Origin of the sequence: Streptomyces sp. P13-3-3 (assembly GCF_050571355.1) — a bacterium.
GTDB lineage: Bacteria > Actinomycetota > Actinomycetes > Streptomycetales > Streptomycetaceae > Streptomyces > Streptomyces althioticus.
The window spans coordinates 564,335-583,744 of sequence record NZ_CP192228.1 but is presented as its reverse complement, the minus strand read 5'-3'; the positions used below and the strand labels follow the sequence as shown (position 1 = coordinate 583,744).

Annotated in this window: 16 protein-coding genes; 8 read left to right on the top strand and 8 right to left on the bottom strand. The window is 72.6% G+C overall.

The features are described from left to right. Positions 1–41 precede the first annotated feature (41 nt). Positions 42–395 carry a hypothetical protein gene (locus ACQZOG_RS02790; protein ID WP_033276570.1) on the bottom strand — a complete coding sequence of 118 codons (354 nt, stop codon included), beginning with the start codon at positions 393–395 and terminating at the stop codon, positions 42–44. 322 nt (positions 396–717) lie between these two features. On the opposite strand from ACQZOG_RS02790, the gene ACQZOG_RS02785 reads away from it, so the two are divergent. Then, entirely contained in the window at positions 718–1,713 is a 996-nt protein-coding gene (locus ACQZOG_RS02785) for a helix-turn-helix domain-containing protein (RefSeq protein ID WP_351084396.1), read from the top strand. A gap of 4 nt (positions 1,714–1,717) precedes the next feature. Here ACQZOG_RS02785 and ACQZOG_RS02780 read toward each other — a convergent pair whose 3' ends face one another. Next, the gene (locus tag ACQZOG_RS02780) at positions 1,718–2,383 is read right to left on the bottom strand and encodes a DUF4352 domain-containing protein (protein WP_430741244.1); all 666 of its coding nucleotides are present in this window, start codon (positions 2,381–2,383) and stop codon (positions 1,718–1,720) included. A gap of 127 nt (positions 2,384–2,510) precedes the next feature. Between ACQZOG_RS02780 and ACQZOG_RS02775 the strand changes: the two genes are divergently transcribed. The 3 genes from ACQZOG_RS02775 (at position 2,511) to ACQZOG_RS02765 (ending at position 4,754) form a co-directional block, all read left to right on the top strand. Beyond that, positions 2,511–3,197: a nucleotidyl transferase AbiEii/AbiGii toxin family protein gene (locus ACQZOG_RS02775; protein ID WP_193454993.1), complete on the top strand. Its 687-nt coding sequence runs from the start codon at positions 2,511–2,513 to the stop codon at positions 3,195–3,197. Between the two features lie 94 nt (positions 3,198–3,291). Continuing rightward, positions 3,292–3,801: a glutathione peroxidase gene (locus ACQZOG_RS02770; RefSeq protein ID WP_033276566.1), complete on the top strand. Its 510-nt coding sequence runs from the start codon at positions 3,292–3,294 to the stop codon at positions 3,799–3,801. Positions 3,802–3,863: 62 nt separating this feature from the next. Next, positions 3,864–4,754, top strand: coding sequence for a MerR family transcriptional regulator (locus ACQZOG_RS02765; protein WP_430741243.1), 891 nt, complete (start codon positions 3,864–3,866; stop codon positions 4,752–4,754). Positions 4,755–4,949: 195 nt separating this feature from the next. On the opposite strand, the gene ACQZOG_RS02760 is transcribed toward ACQZOG_RS02765, so the two are convergent. The 3 genes from ACQZOG_RS02760 to ACQZOG_RS02750 all read right to left on the bottom strand — a co-directional run bounded on the left by ACQZOG_RS02760 (position 4,950) and on the right by ACQZOG_RS02750 (position 7,303). Continuing rightward, positions 4,950–5,138 carry a DUF397 domain-containing protein gene (locus ACQZOG_RS02760; RefSeq protein ID WP_033276565.1) on the bottom strand — a complete coding sequence of 63 codons (189 nt, stop codon included), beginning with the start codon at positions 5,136–5,138 and terminating at the stop codon, positions 4,950–4,952. A gap of 225 nt (positions 5,139–5,363) precedes the next feature. Next, on the bottom strand, positions 5,364–6,221 hold the full coding sequence (locus ACQZOG_RS02755) for a helix-turn-helix domain-containing protein (protein WP_430741242.1): 858 nt from the start codon (positions 6,219–6,221) through the stop codon (positions 5,364–5,366). A 329-nt stretch (positions 6,222–6,550) separates the two neighbouring features. Then, positions 6,551–7,303: a GOLPH3/VPS74 family protein gene (locus ACQZOG_RS02750; RefSeq protein ID WP_033276564.1), complete on the bottom strand. Its 753-nt coding sequence runs from the start codon at positions 7,301–7,303 to the stop codon at positions 6,551–6,553. 238 nt (positions 7,304–7,541) lie between these two features. On the opposite strand from ACQZOG_RS02750, the gene ACQZOG_RS02745 reads away from it, so the two are divergent. From ACQZOG_RS02745 to ACQZOG_RS02735, 3 genes are all read left to right on the top strand, one after another. Further along, positions 7,542–10,355 carry a D-alanyl-D-alanine carboxypeptidase gene (locus ACQZOG_RS02745; RefSeq protein ID WP_430741241.1) on the top strand — a complete coding sequence of 938 codons (2,814 nt, stop codon included), beginning with the start codon at positions 7,542–7,544 and terminating at the stop codon, positions 10,353–10,355. Positions 10,356–10,489: 134 nt separating this feature from the next. Next, positions 10,490–12,367, top strand: coding sequence for an MFS transporter (locus tag ACQZOG_RS02740; RefSeq protein WP_163092089.1), 1,878 nt, complete (start codon positions 10,490–10,492; stop codon positions 12,365–12,367). A gap of 240 nt (positions 12,368–12,607) precedes the next feature. Continuing rightward, positions 12,608–14,164 carry a sodium:solute symporter family protein gene (locus ACQZOG_RS02735; RefSeq protein WP_430741240.1) on the top strand — a complete coding sequence of 519 codons (1,557 nt, stop codon included), beginning with the start codon at positions 12,608–12,610 and terminating at the stop codon, positions 14,162–14,164. A gap of 103 nt (positions 14,165–14,267) precedes the next feature. On the opposite strand, the gene ACQZOG_RS02730 is transcribed toward ACQZOG_RS02735, so the two are convergent. After that, positions 14,268–15,386 carry an ADP-ribosylglycohydrolase family protein gene (locus ACQZOG_RS02730; protein ID WP_033276561.1) on the bottom strand — a complete coding sequence of 373 codons (1,119 nt, stop codon included), beginning with the start codon at positions 15,384–15,386 and terminating at the stop codon, positions 14,268–14,270. Between the two features lie 261 nt (positions 15,387–15,647). Between ACQZOG_RS02730 and ACQZOG_RS02725 the strand changes: the two genes are divergently transcribed. Continuing rightward, positions 15,648–15,854 carry a hypothetical protein gene (locus tag ACQZOG_RS02725; RefSeq protein WP_230228372.1) on the top strand — a complete coding sequence of 69 codons (207 nt, stop codon included), beginning with the start codon at positions 15,648–15,650 and terminating at the stop codon, positions 15,852–15,854. A gap of 323 nt (positions 15,855–16,177) precedes the next feature. Here ACQZOG_RS02725 and ACQZOG_RS02720 read toward each other — a convergent pair whose 3' ends face one another. Further along, on the bottom strand, positions 16,178–16,747 hold the full coding sequence (locus tag ACQZOG_RS02720; RefSeq protein WP_193454988.1) for a L,D-transpeptidase: 570 nt from the start codon (positions 16,745–16,747) through the stop codon (positions 16,178–16,180). 69 nt (positions 16,748–16,816) lie between these two features. Then, positions 16,817–19,405: a bifunctional FO biosynthesis protein CofGH gene (locus ACQZOG_RS02715; protein ID WP_430741239.1), complete on the bottom strand. Its 2,589-nt coding sequence runs from the start codon at positions 19,403–19,405 to the stop codon at positions 16,817–16,819. Positions 19,406–19,410 lie beyond the last annotated feature (5 nt).

Below are 19,410 nucleotides of genomic sequence, written 5' to 3'. Positions count from 1 at the left end.
CACCGCCGGGCGTCCGCGTGCGGACGGAGCACCCGCGTACGTCAGGAGTAGCTGAAGTCGCCCACCGTCCAGGCGCTGACGTCCTCGATCGCCACCCGGTACATGCCGCCCGTCTCCGGGACGCCGACCGTGCCCTGGATGATCCGGGCCACGTGGAAGTGGAGGTGGGTGGGAGGGCCGTCCCGCTTGACCGGGGCGTCGAAGACGGAGGCGAACTCGGCGAGCTGGTCCGAGTCCGTCAGCACCTCCATGACCCTCTTCCGCCACACGGATTCGGGAGCCAGCCGGCCGGTGATGACGGCACCACCGGTGACCACGGTCAGAGACATCTGGCTGCTCTGCCCGGATTCCACGCGGGCGGCGATGTCTACGATCAGCTCGTCGGGCTTCACCATGGGCCGGATTCTATGCGGGGGCGCTCCCCGGCGCGCCGCCCACTGCCCGTCCGTTGTCCGGGACGCGGCCCCACAACGTCCCTGACCTGCCCGGACAAGCTCACGGCTGTCCGGGACAGGCTCTCCCTGTTGATCCCGGCCGTCCCGTTCGGCAAGGTCGAGGTGCCGGCGGGGGAGCACGGGCCGCGGCAGGGGGGAGACCGCGGCCCGTCACCGCCACCACGGGTCGGCACGCACACGGTGGCGGGTCCTCGGCATGCGCGCGCCGCATGGCGGGTTTCCCCGTTGTTCAGCGTGCAACGACCGCAGCAAGATGGCACGCATGGGGAACCTGCGTGAGTTGTCTCCGTACGCGGCCGAGGATGCCGCCGGTTTCGTCGAGTCGATGAGGCGGCTCAAGGCGCTGTCGGGGATGACCTATCGCGAGTTGGAGGAGCAGGCCGGCCGGAACGGGGACGTGCTGGCGCGCAGCACCCTGGCCGACGTTCTCCGGCGTGACCGTCTCCCCCGGCCCGACGTCCTGGCCGCCTTCGTGCGCGCCTGCGGCGACGGACAGCGGGTCGGGGACTGGCTGGAGGCCCGGGAGAGGATCGCGGAGGGGAGTGCCGGTCAGGGCGGCGGCCCGTCCGCACCGGCTCCCGCCCCCGCCGCGTCCCCTCCCGCGCCGCACGACGGACACGAGGAGGTGAGCGCGGTGGGGCGGGAGAGCGAGGACGCTGCGGCCAGGACGCCACGGCCGCGCCGGCGCCTCCTGCTCGCGCTCGCCGCCGTCGGGCTCCTCCTCGTCGCCGGCATCGGCGTCCGGGCCTGGCAGTCCGGGGCGGAGGACACGCGGGACGACGCCCCCGTCGCCCAGGGCGAGGCGCAGGCGCCCGTGGACGGCTGGGTGACCGTCCGGCCCGCCGGACGGACCGACCTGTGCCTCACCGACGGACGCGACCGTCGCGGCGCCTACGGCAGCGCCGTCGCCGTCCGGCTCCCCTGCGCCGGGGCCCCGGTCCCGCGTACGTACCTCGAACCGGCCGGCGCCGGGCTGTACCGGATCCAGTGGCACCATCCGGAGCTCGGCAAGGGGTGTCTGACCGTCATGGACACCGGCCCGATAAGGGGCATGCTCGAACCGCGTGACGACTGCGCCGGCGCGACCCTGTTCCGCCCCGAGGCCGTCCCGAATCAGGCCGGCGCGTACCGGTTCAGGACGGTGCCGGGCGGGCGGTGCGTCGGCAGCGCCGACGACTCGGTCGCGGAGGGCGTGGAGGCCGTCCAGGAACCCTGTGCGGACTCCCCGGACCAGTACTTCGAGGTACGGCCGGACTGAGGTCTCAGGACACGTCCACCCGCATCGGGTCGCCCAGCAGGCCGTCGGTGTAGGTCACGTACTTCGGGGTGAAGGTGCCCTTGCCGGTGACGGTGCCGGAGACGTTCTCGCCGGGGGCGAGGTCCACCGTGTCGATCTGCTCCTCGTCCACGCCGAGTTCGGCCGTGTGCTTGGTGCCGCCGGTGTCGGTGATCGTGAAGTAGAGCGGGTTCACGCTCACCTCGTCGTCGCCGTCGTTGACGACGGTGACCCTCACACTGGTGTAGTCGCTGCCGTCGGCCAGGATGCTCTTGCTGAACTCCGCGCGCTCCGCGGTGACCTTCACCGGGCCGCCGCTCTCCTGGGCCTCCTTCTTCTTCGGACTGCTCTCCTTCGTGCCGTTCTCCTTCGCCCCGGCGGACGCGCTGACGGAGGCGTCGGCCGCCGTGTTCCCGCCGTCGCCGGAGTCGTCGCCGCTCGCCGAGAGCGCGGCGATCACGACGACGAGACCGAGGACGCCCGCGCAGCCGAAGCCCGCGAACCTGAGGAAGCGGCGCTTCTTCGCGGGCGGCGGGGGCGGGCTGCCCGGGAAGCCGTACCCGGGAGGCTGCGGGTACGGCTGCTGCCCGCCCGGGTGAGGCGGCTGGTTCGCGTGGGGCGGCTGCTGGTTCGGGTCGTTCGGCTGGGTCACGGTGGCGCGTCCCTCCTGGTCGTTCCGTTCGTGCGCGTAGGTGACCTGCGGGGAATGCGACTCGTTGCCCTGTACCGGACGCTTTCACCCGATCGTGGCGGAGCGTCCCCGCCGCGATAATCGGGGCATGACCTCACCTCCCCTCGGCGTGGACGCCGTGCACGAGCGGCTGGCGGGCGATCTGCTCGCCGTCGGGGCGCCGTACGGCCTGGTCCTGGCGGGCGGCGAGGCCGTACGGGCGCACGGGCTGGTGGACGCCCGGGTGAGTGAGGGGGTGGATCTGGCCACCGAGCATCCCGCGGACATGGCCGAGATCGCCGGGGCCGTGCGGGCGGGGCTGGAGGCGCGCGGGTGGCCCGTCGAGGCGCCGGTGGCCGATCCGCTGGCGGCGCGGCTGGTCGTGGGGGACGAGGAGACCGGGGTGCGGTGGCGGGTCGACCTCCGCAAGGAGGTGCTGTGGCGGCCGCCGGTGACGACCGCGGCCGGTCCGGCGCTGTCGCTGGAGGACCTGGTCGGTACGCGGGTGCGGGCGCTGGCGGACCGGGGGCTGCCGCGTGACCTGGTGGACGTGCACGCGGCCGCGGACCGGTGGAGTCCGGCCGAGCTGGAGGAGCTGGGGCGCCGGCACGCGCCCGACACCTTCGACCTCACCGAGCTGCAGTCCCGGCTGACCGGCACGGAGTGGCTCGACGACCGCGGGTTCCGTGCGCAGGGGCTGGACGCCCCGGAGATCGAGGAGCTGCGGCGCTGGGCGCTGGCCTGGGCGGACGACATCGCGGAACGGCTGGTGGAGGGCGAGGCCCCCGAGGAGTAGGCCCCTCGGTGACTCGGCGCACGCGGTCGGGGAGCGGTGGATTCCCGTCAGGGCGGTCGGCCGGGAGCCGGCGGCCGCAGCTAGGGTCGGCCCCATGACGACTACCGAGAACAACAGCGCCGCGCCGCTCGCCGTCGAGATCGGCGCCCTCACGGGCGGCCCGGCCGACCTGTCCCAGTACGCGGGCCGTGCCGTGCTCGTCGTGAACGTGGCCTCCAAGTGCGGTCTCACCCCGCAGTACGAGGGCCTGGAGCGGCTGCACGAGCGGTACGCGGAGCGCGGGTTCACCGTGCTCGGCGTGCCCTGCAACCAGTTCCTCGGGCAGGAGCCGGGCTCCGCGGAGGAGATCGCGGAGTTCTGCTCGGCGACGTACGGGGTGACGTTCCCGATGACCGAGAAGGTCGAGGTGAACGGGGACGGCCGGCACCCGCTGTACGAGCGTCTCGTGGGCTTCGCCGACGCCGAGGGGCACAGCGGTGACATCCGCTGGAACTTCGAGAAGTTCCTCGTCGGCCGGGACGGCGCCGTCGTGGCCCGTTTCTCCCCGCAGACGGAGCCGGAGTCGGCGGAGGTCGTGGCGGCCGTCGAGAAGGCTCTGGGCTGACGGTTGACCTTGCCCTTGGGGCAGGGGTGAGCGTCGTCGTCACCGGGCGGACGGACCGCCCGGTGACGGAGAATGTCGACGTGGACGAGGAACTGCTCTCCATCGGGGCGTTCGCGGCCCGCAGCCGCCTGTCGGCGAAGGCCCTGCGCCTGTACGACCGGCTGGGGCTGCTGGCGCCGGCGCGGGTCGACGCGGACACCGGCTACCGGTACTACCGGGCGGGTCAGGTCGAACGGGCCCGGCTGGTGGCGCTGTTGCGGCAGCTGGACATGCCGTTGGCGCGGATCGCCGAGGTGGTGGACGCGGGCGACGGCGCGGCGCAGGCCGGCCGGCTGGACGCGTACTGGGCCGAGGTCGAGGCGCGTCATGCCGCGCAGCGGACGCTCGCCGACTATCTCCGTGGACGGTTGTCGGGGAGGAGCCTCGAGATGTACGGGAAGTTCACGGTGGAGACGGTGGACGTGCCGGAGCAGGTGGTGATCACCGAGTCGCGGCACATCCTGGCGGACGAGCTGCCGGCGTGGATCGGCGCGTCGCTGGGACGGCTGGAGGAGGGCGCCCGCGCCTGCGGCGGGGTGACCGGGTCGCCGTTCGTCGTCTACCACTCCGAGGTGTCGGTGGAGAGCGACGGGCCCGCGGAGGCGTGCGTGCCGGTCGCCGACGAGGCGGCGGCCCGCGCCTGGGCCGCGGAGCGGGGCCGGGCCCGGGGGACGACGGTGCGGGTGGAGCCGGCGATGCGGCTGGCCCGCACCCGGATCACCAAGGCACAGGTCGCGCACCCGCAGATACTGGCCGCCTTCGAGGCGGTGGAGGAGTGGATGCGGGAGCGGGGGCTGACGTACGCGGGCCCGTGCCGTGAGATCTACTTCGCGGACTGGGACGCGGCGGGCCCTCAGGACCCGGTGTGCGACGTCGCCTTCCCGGTCGCGGAGGCTAAGGCGACCGCGGGCTGACGACGGACCGGCGGCGCGCAGAGCGCCGGACACGGTCGTGTGCGGCCGGTCGCGGGGGTTCCCGCGGCCGGTCTGCCGTCTCCCGGTGGGGCGGGCCGGGGCGCCCGGCGGGCGCAAGCCGGCCCTCTCGGCAAGGACGGCGGACTCGTCGAGAGGGCCTGTCGGTGGTGCCGCCTGCGCCGGAGGGCGCCGGGGCTACTTGACCGAGGCCACGAAGGCGCTCCACGCGTCGGCCGGGAACGCCAGCTTCGGACCCTCGGGGATCTTGGTGTCCCCGAGCTCCAGCGCCTCCTCGGTGGTCGACCTGACCATCACGCACGCCCCGTTGTTGTTGGTGTAGGAGGACGTCGTCCACGTTTCCGTGGCGCCCAGACGAATTGCCATGTTCGCTCCGTAGCCAGATGCTGAGTTGCTGTCACCGGCCTGCGCATTCCGGCGTGGACCGCAGAACGGATTGCGCCAACCGTCGGTGCTGGTTGGCGTGATCGACGCTACTCGTCACCCTCGTCGTCCGGAGGTCTCGTTCACTCGACCGGATGGCATATTCCGAGCGGGACTTCCCGTCGTACGTGCCGTCGGTGTACCATCCGGCGCTCCCGCAACGGGAGTTCAGCGTGCGTACTCCTTGGCGAGCCGCTCCACCAGCCGCCGCGACTGCTCCACGTTCAGCGACTGCGCCCTCAGGTGCTCGTACATCACCGTGTACTTCTGCACGTCGTGCGGCTTCTCCAGGTACAGGTCGCTGGTGACGCCCTCGATGTAGACCACGCTGGAGTCGGCCGCGTCGGCGAACTCCAGGATGGAGTACTGGCCGTTGATGCCCGCGTGCGCGCCGACCTCGAACGGCAGCACCTGCACGGTGACGTGCGGCAGCTGGCTCAGCTCCAGGACGTGTTCGAGCTGTTCGCGCATCACCTGGCGGCTGCCGACGACGCGGTGCAGCGCGGCCTCGTCGAGCACCACCCACAGGCGCAGCGGGTCCTGTTCGGCGGTGACCCGGCTCTGCCGGCGCAGCCGCACCTCCACCCGCTTGTCGTTGTCCTGCTCGCTGGACTCCGGCGAGCCGCCCTGCACGATCGCCTCGGCGTACGCGCGGGTCTGCAGCAGGCCGGTGATGATCTGCGGCTCGTACACCCGCAGCGACTCCGCGTCGGTCTCCAGACCGATGTAGACGCTGTACGGGATGTCGCCGAACGCGTGCCACCAGCCCTGCTGGCGGGAGTCCTTGGCCATCTGCATCAGCGAGTCGACGATCCGCTGGTCCTCGACCTCGTAGACCCCGCACAGGTCGCGCACGTCGCGCTGGCTGATGCTGCGGCGGCCGTTCTCCAGCCGGCTGATCTTCGACTGCGACACGAGCAGCCGCTCCGCGACCTCCTCGGCCGTCATGCCCTTCAGCTCACGGAGCCGGCGCAGCTCCTGGCCGAGCCGGCGCCGCCGGACGGTGGGATTGACATTGGACGCCACGGGACGTGCACCTCCGGCTGCGTGCCTCGTACTTGCACTGTGTACCTGGATTTCGTACTGCCACTTTGTGTGTCTGCTCGATGACTCGACGACCCGTTGAGCAGACTGCCACCAACGTGCGTACTACCGCTGGGAAATGGTGGATATACGACGGGTACACGCCAGTTCACGGCCGTGCGGCCGCGCTTCGGCGTGCCCTCGGGCACGCCGAGCGGGGCGGAGAGAGCCCGTGTGTTCTCTCCGCCCCGCTCGGACAGCGGCTCCCGTGACCGGGTCTGCGGTGCCGTGGATCCGACGGTGCGCCCTGCCGAGCCCGGGGGACGTGCGGCTCAGTGGGCGGCGGCGCGTGCCATGGATCCGCGGCGTGGTTGCGCCGGAACGCCGCGGGCGGGCTCCGGTGCGCCCCTGCCGCCGGGGGCCTGCCGGCCCGCCGGTGCGGAGCTGCGGCGCGGCTGGGCCGCGGCGCCGTTCTGGACGTCCATCACCGCGTGCGCGACGAGTCCGCCCATGGGGTCGTGCCGGATCAGGTCCCGCAACCGGGAGCGCGAGGACCTGCCCTCGTTCCCCGGGTACAGGTGCTTGCCGAGGCCCACCGCGTGCGCCAGCGCGGCGAGCGCCGCGGTCCGCGGGTCCGGCGGTACGCCGGTGCGGATCGCTGAGTCCAGCCGGGCCCTGATCTCCCGGCTGATCTCGGTGTCCGTCGCCTGGTACCGGGTCGTCGGCAAGACCCCGCACATCTGGCCGGCCACGGCGTGCACCATGCCGCACCGCTCCAGATGCGAGAGGTAGGTCTGGCGGAGCCCGAGACGCGGCCCGCCGATCCAGTGGACCGCCCGCACCGGAGCGCCACGCCTTCGCAGCAACTCCAGTGCGCAGTCCAGTGTTGGGTCTCCAGTCGGCCGTGGCACCACCACGGCGATACGATCCCCGTCTGGGGCTATCCGTCCGGCCAGCGCCAGCTCCACTAGCTGCGCTCCGGCCAGACCGAGGTCGAGCGACTGCGGCTGTGCAGTGGTACCCGTGGCCGGGTCCAGTGCCAGCAGCAGAAGCTCCTCCGGAAGTGTTCTGCGGCTCCTGCCCATCCATGCCTCCCCGCGTGGATGAATGACAGGGTGACCCCTCTCACATTGGTCTGTCGAGGGTGCGTGACCGGTTCGTAGTGGAACCAGTAGGTATGTCGTTCTCGTCTACCGCGTGGGGTAAGCCCGCACACAGGACACTGGTACATGGTTCGGACAGCGCTTCGGAGCGATGTCACGGGCGGGCGGTTCACGGTTCGGTTGGCGCACGCGGGGCGTGCGGCACATGGAGGAGGCATCGGTGGCGGGCGAGTCCCCCGACAGGTCGAAGCAGCGCGAGTCGTCGGCAGAACAGACGTCGGGGAGCGCCGGGCCGGTTCCCGAGAAGCAGGATCCCCGCCTCGCGGTCGCCCGTGGGGCGGGCGGCTCCGAGAGCGGCCGGAAGGCCGACACGGCGACGCGGGTGCTGTCGGTGCGGGAGGTCTCGGCTTCCACTGCCGAGGACGCCGACGCCGATGCCCCCGATGCCCCCGATGCCCCCGAGGGGCGGGACGAGGGCCCGGGGGAGGGTGACGGGCGTCTGCGGGAGGCCGTCGCGGCGTGGGTGCGGTCGGCGGAGCCGGACTCCGAGGAGGCCTCCTCGGACGCCTCCGGCGAGGACGCGCGCCCGTCCGGTGACGCGGCCGGGGACGCCGACCCGTCCGACGACGCCCCGTCCGAGGCCTCCGCCACCGAGGACGACGAGCACGGCGAGCAGGGCGAGCACGGCGAGCACGGCGAGCACGGCGAGCACGGCGAGCACGGCGAGCACGGCGAGCACGGCGAGCAGGGCGAGCACGGCGAGCACGGCGAGCACGGCGAGCACGGCGAGCACGGCGAGCAGGGCGAGCAGGGCGAGCAGGGCGAGCAGGGCGAGCAGGGCGAGCAGGGCGAGCAGGGCGACGGCCCGGAGGAGGACGCGCCGAAGGGCAAGGCCTCTGAGGGGGCGACCGCCGAGGGGTCCCCCTCCGAGGGCAAGGACGCCAAGGGCCCGGCCTCCGAGGGCGAGGACGCGGAGAGCGAAGCCGGTGACGGCAAGGGGGCTTCGGACAAGGCCGACGCGCCCGAGGCCGCCGCCGGTGCGGCTGCCGCGCCGGAGAGCGACCGCGACGCCGGTGACGACGAGGAAGGCGCGGCCGGTGGGCGCGCGGGCGCCGCCGACGGAGAGGCCGACGCCGAGGACACCGGCAAGGCCGACGCCGGGACCGACGAGGGCGAGGGCGACGCCGAGGCCGGCGGCGCCAGGCGCGACGAGAGCTCCGCCGACGAGACCGACGGCGGCAAGGACACCGGCACGACCGCCGCCGGTACGGCAGCCGCGGCCAGGACCGACGCAGAAGCCGACACCGACGCCGAAGACGAAGCCGACGCCGACGCCGACGCCGACAAGAGCAGCGACGCCCAGGACGGCGACGGCAAGACCGACGGCGGCAAGGGCACCACGAAGGACGGCGACGCCGACACCGGGGGCGGCGAAAGCCGTGGCACCGGCGCCAAGGGCACCGGCAAGGCCGCCGGCGCCGACGCCCCCGTCGATCAGCCCACCGCCGTGTTCCGGGCGCCCCGCCCCTCCGCGCCGGCCGTGGATCAGCCGACCACCATGCTCAAGCTGGGCGACGCCGCCGCCCGCACGGACGCGCGTGCCGCCGAGGCCGAGCGGACCAGCAAGTTCGTCGCGCTGAAGCCCGACCCCGCCATAGGGCAGACCCCGCGTCAGGGTGGTCCCGCCCCGGCCGAGTCGACGACGTTCCTGCCGCAGGTCGGTCCGGAGCGGACGACGCAGCAGCCGTTGCCGCCGAAGCCGCCGCTGGACCTGCTGGCCGAGCTGACCAACACCCCGCCGCCCCCGCAGACCCCGCTGCGGACGGCCGTGCGGCGGATCAAGATCTGGACGCCGCTGGTCCTCCTGCTGGTGATCGTCTTCGCGGTCGTGCAGAACTTCCGCCCGCTGCCGACGCCCACGCTGGTGCTGACCGCCCAGGACAGCTACACCTTCGAGGGCGGCAAGCCGCAGATCCCGTGGCCCGAGAACGGCCAGGCCGCGCTGGACGTCGAGGGCATCGGCACCTTCGGCTCCTCCGGCGAGCAGAAGCCCGTACCGATCGCGAGTGTCGCCAAGGTGATGACCGCGTACGTGATCCTGCGGGACCACCCGCTGAAGAGCGGCGCCGACGGTCCGAGGATCGAGATCGACAAGGCAGCCGAGGAGCAGTCGGACGCCGGGCAGGAGTCGACGGTCGACGTCACCGAGGGCGACGCGATCAGCGAGCGGGAGGCCGTCGAGGCGATCCTCATCGCGTCCGCGAACAACGTGGCGCGGCTGCTGGCCCGCTGGGACGCGGGGTCGGAGGAGGCGTTCGTCGAGAAGATGAACGAGGCCGCCGAGGACCTCGGGATGTCGGACACGACGTACACGGACCCGTCGGGTCTGAACAACACCACCGTGAGCACGGCCGTGGACCAGGTGAAGCTGGCCCGCGCAGCGATGCGGCAGCCCGCGTTCCGCGAGGTCGCCGCGATGATGGAGTACACCGACTACAAGGGCGTGAAGCACGGCAACTGGAACCGTCTGGTCGGCAAGGACGACGTGGTCGGCATCAAGACCGGCACCACCACCTCCGCGCTCGGCAACCTGTCGTTCGCGGCGAAGAAGGACGTCGACGGCGAGGTGCACCGGATCGTCGGCGCGGTGCTGCGCCAGCCCGAGGGCGGCGAGGACAACACGATCCTGTCGGGCGCCCTGGACGCCGGGCACAAGCTGGTCCTGGCCGGCCAGGACGCCCTGCGGGCGGAGACCATCCTGCGCAAGGGCACCGTCGTGGGCTACGCCGACGACGGGCTCGGCGGCCGGACCCCGGTCGTCGTCACCGAGGACGTCAAGGCCGTCGGCTGGGCCGGGCTCGAGGTGAAACTGACGTTCGCCGGTACGGAGCTGCCGCACACGGCCGAGGCCGGGACGGAGGTCGGCACGCTCACCGTGGGTGACGGCAGGAACGGCGCCGTCAAGGTGCCGGTCTCGCTGAAGGAGGACCTCGTGGAGCCCGGCTTCACGGACAAGCTGACCCGCGTCGCCTGATCCGGCGGCGGATCGACGACGGCCGCACCCCGCGGACCGCCGCCCACCCGGGCGGACGGTCCGCGGGGTGCGTGCTAGCGTCACGAAACGGGCAGGAATCGGGCGAGGAACGGGATCACGGGGAGTGCCGACAGGTGGCGACAGCGGAGCCGACACGCGCCGACGACGCGAACCCGGGCCCGGGGGCCGGCCCGCGAATACCCGCATCCGGAGCCGAGCGGTCCACCGGGGCCGCCGACCCGTCCTCCGGGAGCGCCCCTCAGGGTGACCCTCCGGGCCGGGCGAAGGCCGCGGTCCTCGCCGTGCGCGCCCGTATGCTGCGCCACCCGGTGCTGTCCGTCACCGCGCTGTCGGGGCTGCTGCATGTCGTCTGGTTCTTCACCTTCGCGAACAGCGGCGGCGACCTGGCCGCGCAGGACGCGTGGGCCGAGTTCGTGGGCCGGCACCCCGACTCCGCGTACAACCTCGCCTGGTACGGCGGGATGCATCCGGTGTCGTACAGCGTGGTGTCGCCGTACCTGATGTCGGTGCTCGGCGTGCGGACCACGATGATGATCGCCGGCACGGTGTCGGCGGGCCTGCTCACGCTGGTGCTGATGCGCAGCAGGTCCGTGCGCAACCCCCTGTGGGCGGCGCTGACGGGCGTGTTCGCGCTGCTGTGCAACGCCGCCTCGGGCCGGGTGACGTACGGGCTCGGCACGATGTTCGCGCTCGGCGCCGTCGCGGTCGTCTTCTGCTGGCCGTACCGGTGGCGGTACAAGCGCTGGGCGAAGGCGCTGTGCGCGGCCCCGCTGGCCGCCCTGGCGACCATGGCCTCGCCGGTCGCGGGCCTGTTCGTGGGCCTGGTCGCGGTGGCGCTGTTCCTGCAGAAGCGCAGGCCGGGTGCCTGGGCGCTGGGGCTCGCGCCGAGCGCGGTGGTCGCGGTGTCGGCGTGGCTGTTCCCGTTCTCCGGCACGCAGCCGATGGGCTTCGGGTCGGTCGTGCTGCCGTTCGTGTACTCGGTGCTGGTCTACGCGTTGGTGCCGAAGGACTGGAGAACGGTCCGGATCACGGCGGCGGTGTACGGGCTCGGGGTGGTGCTGGTCTGGCTGATCAGCTCCCAGATCGGGTCGAACATGACACGGCTGGCGATGCTGTTCGGCGGTGTGGTGCTGGTGGCGGCGCTGCCGTTCGCCGAGCCCCGGTCCCGTAAGTGGTACGCGCTGGTCGTCGCCGTGATCGGCTTCAACGGCTGGATCGGCGTGAAGTCGGTCAACGACGTGGTGAACACGACGCCCGCCGCGTCCTGGGCGCGTGAGCTGGCGCCGCTGGTGAACGAGTTGCAGGAGGTCGGCGCCGAGCAGGGCCGGGTGGAGGTCGTCCCCGCCCGCTCGCACCGCGAGGCGTCCGCGCTGGCTCCGTACGTGAACCTGGCGCGCGGCTGGAACCGCCAGGCCGACATGGAGCGCAACCCGCTCTTCTACGACGACACCCTCAACGCGGCCAACTACCGCGAGTGGCTGAAGCGCTGGGGCGTGCACTACGTGGTGCTGCCGAAGGACGAGCCGGACGGCGACGGCGGCCAGCGCGAGCGGGAGCTGGTGCAGGGCGGGCTGCCGTATCTGAAGCAGGTCTGGGGCGACGCGAACTGGCAGCTGTTCGAGGTGCAGGCGCCGACCCCGCTGGCGGAGCCGAACACGGTCGTGGAGCGCGCCGAGCAGGGCGAGTGGACGCTGCGGGTGGAGAAGCCGGGCCGGATCCTGATCCGGGTGCCGTACTCGCCGTGGCTGGGCCTGGTCGACGGCGAGGGCAAGGCGCTGGACCCGCCGCAGGAGACGGAGGAGTCCGAGAACCGTCCCGAGGACGAGCCGAAGACGTACGAGAACGTGCACGGCTGTCTGATGGAGACGGAGGAGGACGCCAACGGCGACGAGTGGACGGTGCTGCTGGCGCCCGAGGCGGGGACGTACCGGCTGGCGGCCCCGTACAAGTGGGGTGAGCGGGGCACGCCGTGCCCCGAGGAGCTGCGCTGAGGCAGGCCCCGGGGAGGGTTCCCCGGGGCTTCTTCAAGTCGCGAACCTGTTCAGGGATCTGAACGATAGTCCGCCTGGCGAACGTTTTTGCACGGTCTTGACTCACCGTTTTCTTGTCGTGCTCCCGCCACACCGCCCACGATGAGCGGGCACTTCGCACCCTTCCGTGTTCCTGCCCCGCTCAGGCGAAGTGCCAACCTGCTGAGCGGTGTTCACAAGGCGGACCCTGGAAGGGGGGACATGAACGGTCTCGACTGGGCGGTGCTCATCGGCTACTTCGCCGTGATGGTCGCCATCGGTGTCTGGTCGCACAAGCGGGTGGACAGCGTCAGCGACTTCTTCACCGCCGGCGGCAAGATGCCCTGGTGGCTCTCCGGGATCTCCCACCACATGTCGGGCTACAGCGCGGTGATGTTCACCGGCTACGCCGGCATCGCCTACACCTACGGCGTCACCTCGTTCGTCACCTGGTCCTTCCCCATCGCCCTCGGCATCGCCATCGGCTCCCGGCTGTTCGCCCCGCGCATCAACCGGCTGCGCTCCCGGCTCCACGTGGCCTCGCCGCTGGAGTACCTCAAGAACCGCTACGACCTGCGCACCCAGCAGGCGCTCGCCTGGTCCGGGATGCTGCTGAAGATCGTGGACGTGGGCGCGAAGTGGGCGGCCATCGCCACCCTGCTGTCGGTGTTCACCGGGGTCTCCCTGAACCAGGGCATCCTCATCACCGGCGCGGTCACCGCCGTCTACTGCACCATCGGCGGACTGTGGGCGGACGCGCTGACGGAACTCGGGCAGTTCGTCATCCAGCTGCTCGCCGGGATCGCCATGTTCGTCGCGGTCGTGCTGGAGCTCGGCGACCACGGCGGCTTCCTCGGCGCCTGGGACCAGCCGGAGCTGAAGGGGCACGGGGAGCCGCTGGTCGGGCCGTACGGCACGGTGTTCCTGCTGGCGTTCCTCTTCATCAAGCTGTTCGAGTACAACGGCGGGATGCTGAACCAGGCCCAGCGGTACATGGCCACCCGCGACGCCCGTGAGGCCGCGCGCTCCGCGCGGCTGTCGGCGGTGCTGTGGCTGGTGTGGCCGCTGGTGCTGTTCTTCCCGATGTGGATGTCCCCGCTGCTGGTCGAGTCGCAGAAGGCGGACGGGTCCGACTCCTACGCCCTGATGACCGAGCAGTTGCTGCCGCACGGGCTGCTGGGGCTGGTCGTCGTCGGGTTCTTCTCCCACACGATGGCCATGTGCTCCTCGGACGCCAACGCGATCGCGGCCGTGTTCACGCGGGACGTGGCGCCGGTGCTGTCCGCCCGGGCGCGGGCGTGGGGGGAGCGGTCGGGTCTGGTCGCGGCGCGGGTCACCACGGTGGTGTTCCTGGGGCTGTCCATGGCCGTGGCCACGCAGGTCGACTCGCCGACGTTCAAGGACATCATCACCGTGGTGATCAAGTGGGTGGCCGGGCTGATGGGGCCGATCGCCATTCCGATGATGCTGGGGCTGCTGCGGCCGTTCCGGCGGTCCGGGCCTACGGCGGCGCTGGTCAGCTGGGGGATGGGGCTGGTGGCGTTCTGGCTGGTGAACTACCCGATCCAATGGGCCGTGGAGGGTGGGGTGCCGTTGGAGTACCAGGTGTCCATTCCGTTGGCCGTGTCGCTGGTGCTGTATGTCGTTGTCGGGTTCGTGAGGCCTGAGGACACGGAGGAGAGGGTTGCGGTCATCGAGCGGGTGAACTCCGACGGGGGCGGGGAGGGTGTTGCTCTTCCCGTGCCCGCGGGGGAGGCCGGGGTGCCGGTGAAGGACTGAGGGTTTCTTCGCCCCCTCCGCCCCTTCCCATCCCGACCTTCGGGGGGCTTCGCCCCCCGGACCCCCCTTTGCGCAGTTCCCCGCGCCCCTGGGGGTGTTGCTCTCACGCGCCTCTGGGGTAGCGGGTCAGCCAGGCCGGGGAGGAGGTGGCCGGGGTGTGGAGGGCGGGGCCCTGGGTCATTTCCATCGCGAAGTCGTCGGCCAGTTCCAGGACCGTGGGGCGGCCCTCCAGTTCGGCCAGCCAGGCCGGCGGGAGGGCCGTCTCGCCGTGCAGGGCGCCCAGCAGGCCGCCCGTCAGCGCGCCGGCCGCCGCGCTGGGGCCGGCGTGGTTCACGGCGAGGCACAGACCCCGCCGTACGTCCTCCCCCACGAGCGCGCAGTACACGGCGGCGGACAACAGGCCCTCGGCGGTGGCGTCGCCGATCAGTTCCGTGACCCGTTCCGCGCCGGGCATCCCCTGCCGTACGGCGCCCAGCGCGCGCTGGAGGGCGTCCGTCACCGGCTGGTGGCCGGGCCGCGCGGCCAGCAGGGCGAGCGTGCGCTGCACCGCCGTGTCCAGGCTGTCGCCCCGGGCGAGCGCGTGCACCAGGACCGCGTACGCGCCCGCCGCGAGGTAGCCGACCGGGTGGCCGTGGGTCTGCGCCGCGCACTCCACCGCGAGCTGCGCCACCAGCTGCGGGTCCCAGCCGACGAGCAGCCCGAACGGCGCCGAGCGGGCCGCCGCCTCCGGGCCGGCCTCGCCGGGGTTCTTGGGCGCGTCCAGCGTGCCCATCGTCGCGTCGCCCAGGCCGAGGAGCAGCGTGCGGGCCGGGTCGCGGCGGGCGTACAGCCACTCCTCCCTGGCCAGCCAGCCGTCCTCCTTGCGCCGCTCGTCCGGGCCCCAGTCCCGCTGCGTGGTGGCCCAGCGCAGATACGCCCGGTGCAGATCGGTCGGCGGGTGCCAGGCGCCGGTGTCGCGCCGCACCTGGGCGCGGATCAGGCCGTCCACGGTGAAGAGGGTGAGCTGGGTGTGGTGGGTGACCGCGCCGCGCCGGCCGAAGGCGGGGGCGAGGTCGGTCAGGCCGTCCGCGCCGTGGGTCCGGCGGATCGTGTCGAGGTCCAGGGCGTCCACGGGCGCGCCCAGCGCGTCCCCGACGGCCACCCCCAGCAGCGTTCCGCGCACCCGGCTGCGGAAGTCCTGCTGCTCACGGCGCCCCCACACGGGCCCGGCAGTACCAGCCACCAAGACCTCCCCGGGACCGTCCGTACGTACGACGCCCAGCACTGTAATCGAACGGGGACGGTGGGCCGCGAGGCCGGATCGCCTTCCCGCTCGCCATGCGGCTCGCTATACGGAGTGTGACCCGAGCGGCCGGGAGTCGCCTGTTTTCACCCTTCACGGTCCCGTACGACCGCATCGCGCCGCTCGCGCGCCCAGGCGTAGGTCGGGTTCAGCTCGAAGAACTCGAAGCGTGTCGCCGAAACTCTCGACCAGACCCACCGCGTGCACGTCACGCGCCGGGACGGCGAGGATCTATACCTCACGACGGCGCGCCATGACCAGCAGCGCGAGGAGACGGCGGACATCACCGCCCGGCTTCTCGGCGCCCTCGTCCGCAGCGACGCGGGCGAGCGGGCCATACTGCCCGAATGGCGCGCGACCGCCCGCGTTCTGGCGGACCCCGACCACGGCGAGGTGACGGCTCCGTGAGCCCCAAGCGCGGCGGCGACGTCGCGCCCCCGCCGGTGGACGGCGCATGGCGTCTGCCCTTCGCGACGAACGAGGCCGCGAAGGGGTGGGGTGAACTCGGCTCGGAGGCGCCCGGCAACACGCGCCGCTGCTTCGAGGCCCTGCGCAAGGACCTGGCGTCCCACCGGGACACGGACCGTCAGCACCGCCTGCGGGGCCGGCTCTCACGGGGAACCTCGGCGGCCGGGACCTTCCGCAGCAGGGGTACGAGGTCACGTCGGGTGGCCGAGTGCGTCACCTCGTGGACGAGGCGCGACGCACGGTGTGACCGGCACGACGGTCGGTCACTGCACCACGTACACCGTCGTCCCCGCCGTACCGAAGGCCCACAGGGCCTTGCCGTCCTGTTTGGCGACGCGGATGCCGCCTGTCTGGGCGCCCGGGTCGGCAGGTGGGGGTGAGGAGCCGTCGACCGCGTTGGAGAAGGCGACGAAGACGCCGGACTTCTGGGCGAAGTACATGATGTGCTCCACCGGGACGCCGTCGCTGCCGGTGGTGGCCTCGTTGCGGGTGCCGATCGCGTAGGAGCCGGGGTCCGGGGAGACCGTGCCGGGCCACACCGGGAAGGAGCTGCGGGCGGCGTCGCTCGCGTCGACCAGCCAGACGCGCTTCTGGCCGAGGGAGTAGACGATGCGGCGGCCGGTGCCGGAGTCGGCCGGGACGGCCGGTGCCGTCGGCTTCTTCGACGGGGCGGCGGACGGCTTGGGGTCCGCCGTCGCCGTGGCCTTCGGCGGAGTGGTCGCGGCGACGGGCTTGGTGCCCTGGTCCGCCTGGACGCCCAGGACCGCCACCACGGCTATCGCCCCCGTGGTCAGCCCGGTCACCCAGGCCCACGAAGGAAGACGGGCAGACACCGGTACGCACTCCTCAGCTACCGAAAGCGGGTCGGATCATCCTACTGCCAGCCGGCAACGGTCCCGGAGTCAGTCGAGCACCGGGAGCAGCTCCGGCAGATGGCCGTCCGAGGCCTCCGCCGCGTGCCTCCGCTCCTCGGGGACCTCGCCGTACAGGGTCGTGCGCGGCTTCGCCGGGCGGCCCGCCGCCTCCGCGACCTCGACGAGGTCCTTGACCGACTTGTAGGAGCCGTAGGAGGAGCCCGCCATGCGGGAGATGGTCTCCTCCATCAGCGTCCCGCCGAGGTCGTTCGCGCCGGAGCGCAGCATCTCCGCCGCGCCCTCCGCGCCCAGTTTGACCCAGCTCGTCTGGATGTTGGGGATCCAGGGGTGGAGCAGCAGGCGGGCCATCGCCGTCACCGCGCGGTTGTCGCGGACCGTCGGGCCCGGGCGGGCGATGCCGGCCAGGTAGACGGGGGCGTTGGTGTGCACGAAGGGCAGCGTCACGAACTCGGTGAAGCCGCCGGTGCGCTGCTGGATGCCGGCCAGGGTACGGAGGTGGCCGAGCCAGTGGCGGGGCTGGTCGACGTGGCCGTACATCATCGTGGACGAGGAGCGGATGCCCAGCTCGTGGGCCGTCTCGACGACCTCGATCCAGGTGGCCGCCGGGAGCTTGCCCTTGGTGAGGATCCAGCGGACCTCGTCGTCGAGGATCTCCGCCGCCGTACCCGGGATGGTGTCCAGGCCCGCTTCCTTGGCGGCGGTCAGCCACTCGCGGACGGACAGGCCGGTGCGGGTCGCGCCGTTCACCACCTCCATCGGGGAGAAGGCGTGGACGTGCATGCCGGGGACGCGTTCCTTCACGGCCCGCGCGATGTCGAAGTAGGCGGTGCCGGGCAGGTCGGGGTGGATGCCGCCCTGCATGCACACCTCCACCGCGCCGACGTCCCACGCCTGGGCGGCACGGTCCGCGACCTGCTCCAGCGAGAGCGTGTAGGCGTCGGCGTCCGTGCGGCGCTGGGCGAAGGCGCAGAAGCGGCAGCCGGTGTAACAGACGTTGGTGAAGTTGATGTTGCGGGTGACGATGTACGTCACGTCGTCGCCGACCGCGGACTTCCGCACGTCGTCCGCAACCCGGCACAGCGCGTCCAGGGCGGGCCCGTCGGCGTGCAGCAGGGCCAGCGCCTCCGCGTCCGTCAGTTTCGTCGGGTCGTCCGCGGCCGTCCGCAGCGCCTCGCGCACGTCGGTGTCGATCCGCTCGGGGACCATGCCGGGCGCGGCGGCCTCGCGCAGCGCGTCCCAGTCGCCGTACACCTCGTCGAAGTCCTCACGGCGGTCGCCGGTGCGGCCCTCGGTGTCGATGGTGCGGTGCAGGTCGGTGCGGCCGGTGGCGGTGAACGCCTCGTCGGGCTCCTGCCACGGCAGCCCCTGGGGCAGCGCGTCCGGGAGGGCCAGCCCCGTCTCCGGGTCGGCGAGCGCGGCGACGTGCGGGCGCAGCCGCGGGTCCAGCCAGGGCTCGCCGCGCCGCACGAACTCCGGGTAGACGCAGAGGCGTTCCCGCAGGTCGAAGCCGGCCGCGCGGGACTGCTCGGCGAGTTCCTCGATCTGCGGCCAGGGCCGCTCGGGGTTGACGTGGTCGATGGTGAGCGGGGAGACGCCTCCCCAGTCGTCGATGCCGGCCGCGATGAGCCGCCCGTACTCGGAGTCGACCAGGTTCGGAGGGGCCTGGAGGCAGGCGGTGGGGCCGAGGACCAGGCGGGCGACGGCGACCGTGGCGACCAGCTCGTCCAGCTCCGCGTCCGGCATGCCGCGCATCGCGGTGTCCGGCTTGGCGCGGAAGTTCTGGATGATCAGTTCCTGGATGCCGTGGTGGGCGCGGGCCACCTTCCGCAGCGCGAACAACGACTCCGCGCGCTCCTCGTACGTCTCCCCGATGCCGATGAGGATGCCCGAGGTGAAGGGGACGGAGGAGCGGCCGGCGTCCTCCAGGACCCGCAGCCGCACCGCCGGCTCCTTGTCGGGGGAGCCGTGGTGGGGCCCGCCGGGCTCGGACCACAGGCGGGTCGCGGTGGTTTCCAGCATCATGCCCATCGACGGCGCGACCGGCTTCAGACGCTGGAAGTCCGTCCAGGACAGGACGCCCGGGTTGAGGTGCGGGAGGAGACCGGTCTCCTCCAGGATGCGGATCGAGATGGCGCGGACGTAGGCGATCGTGTCGTCGTAGCCGTGCGCGTCGAGCCATTCGCGGGCTTCGGACCAGCGTTCTTCTGGCTTGTCGCCGAGGGTGATGAGCGCTTCCTTGCAGCCGAGCGCGGCGCCCTTGCGGGCGATGTCCAGCACCTCGTCCGGCGACATGAACATCCCGTGCCCGGCCCGGCGCAGCTTGCCGGGCACGGTGACGAACGTGCAGTAGTGGCACTTGTCCCGGCACAGCCGCGTCAGCGGGACGAACACGCTCTTGGAGTACGTGATGACGCCGGGCCGCCCCGCCGCGTCCAGGCCCGCGTCGCGGACCCGGGCGGCCGAGGCGGAGAGGTCCGTCAGATGCTCACCGCGGGCCTGGAGCAGGACCGCGGCCTCGGACACGTCCAGGGAGACGCCGTCGCGGGCGCGCCTGAGCGCGCGGCGCAGGCTGTTCTCGGTCGGGCCGCCGGTTCCGGACGTCGCGGAAGTCGTCATTCTTT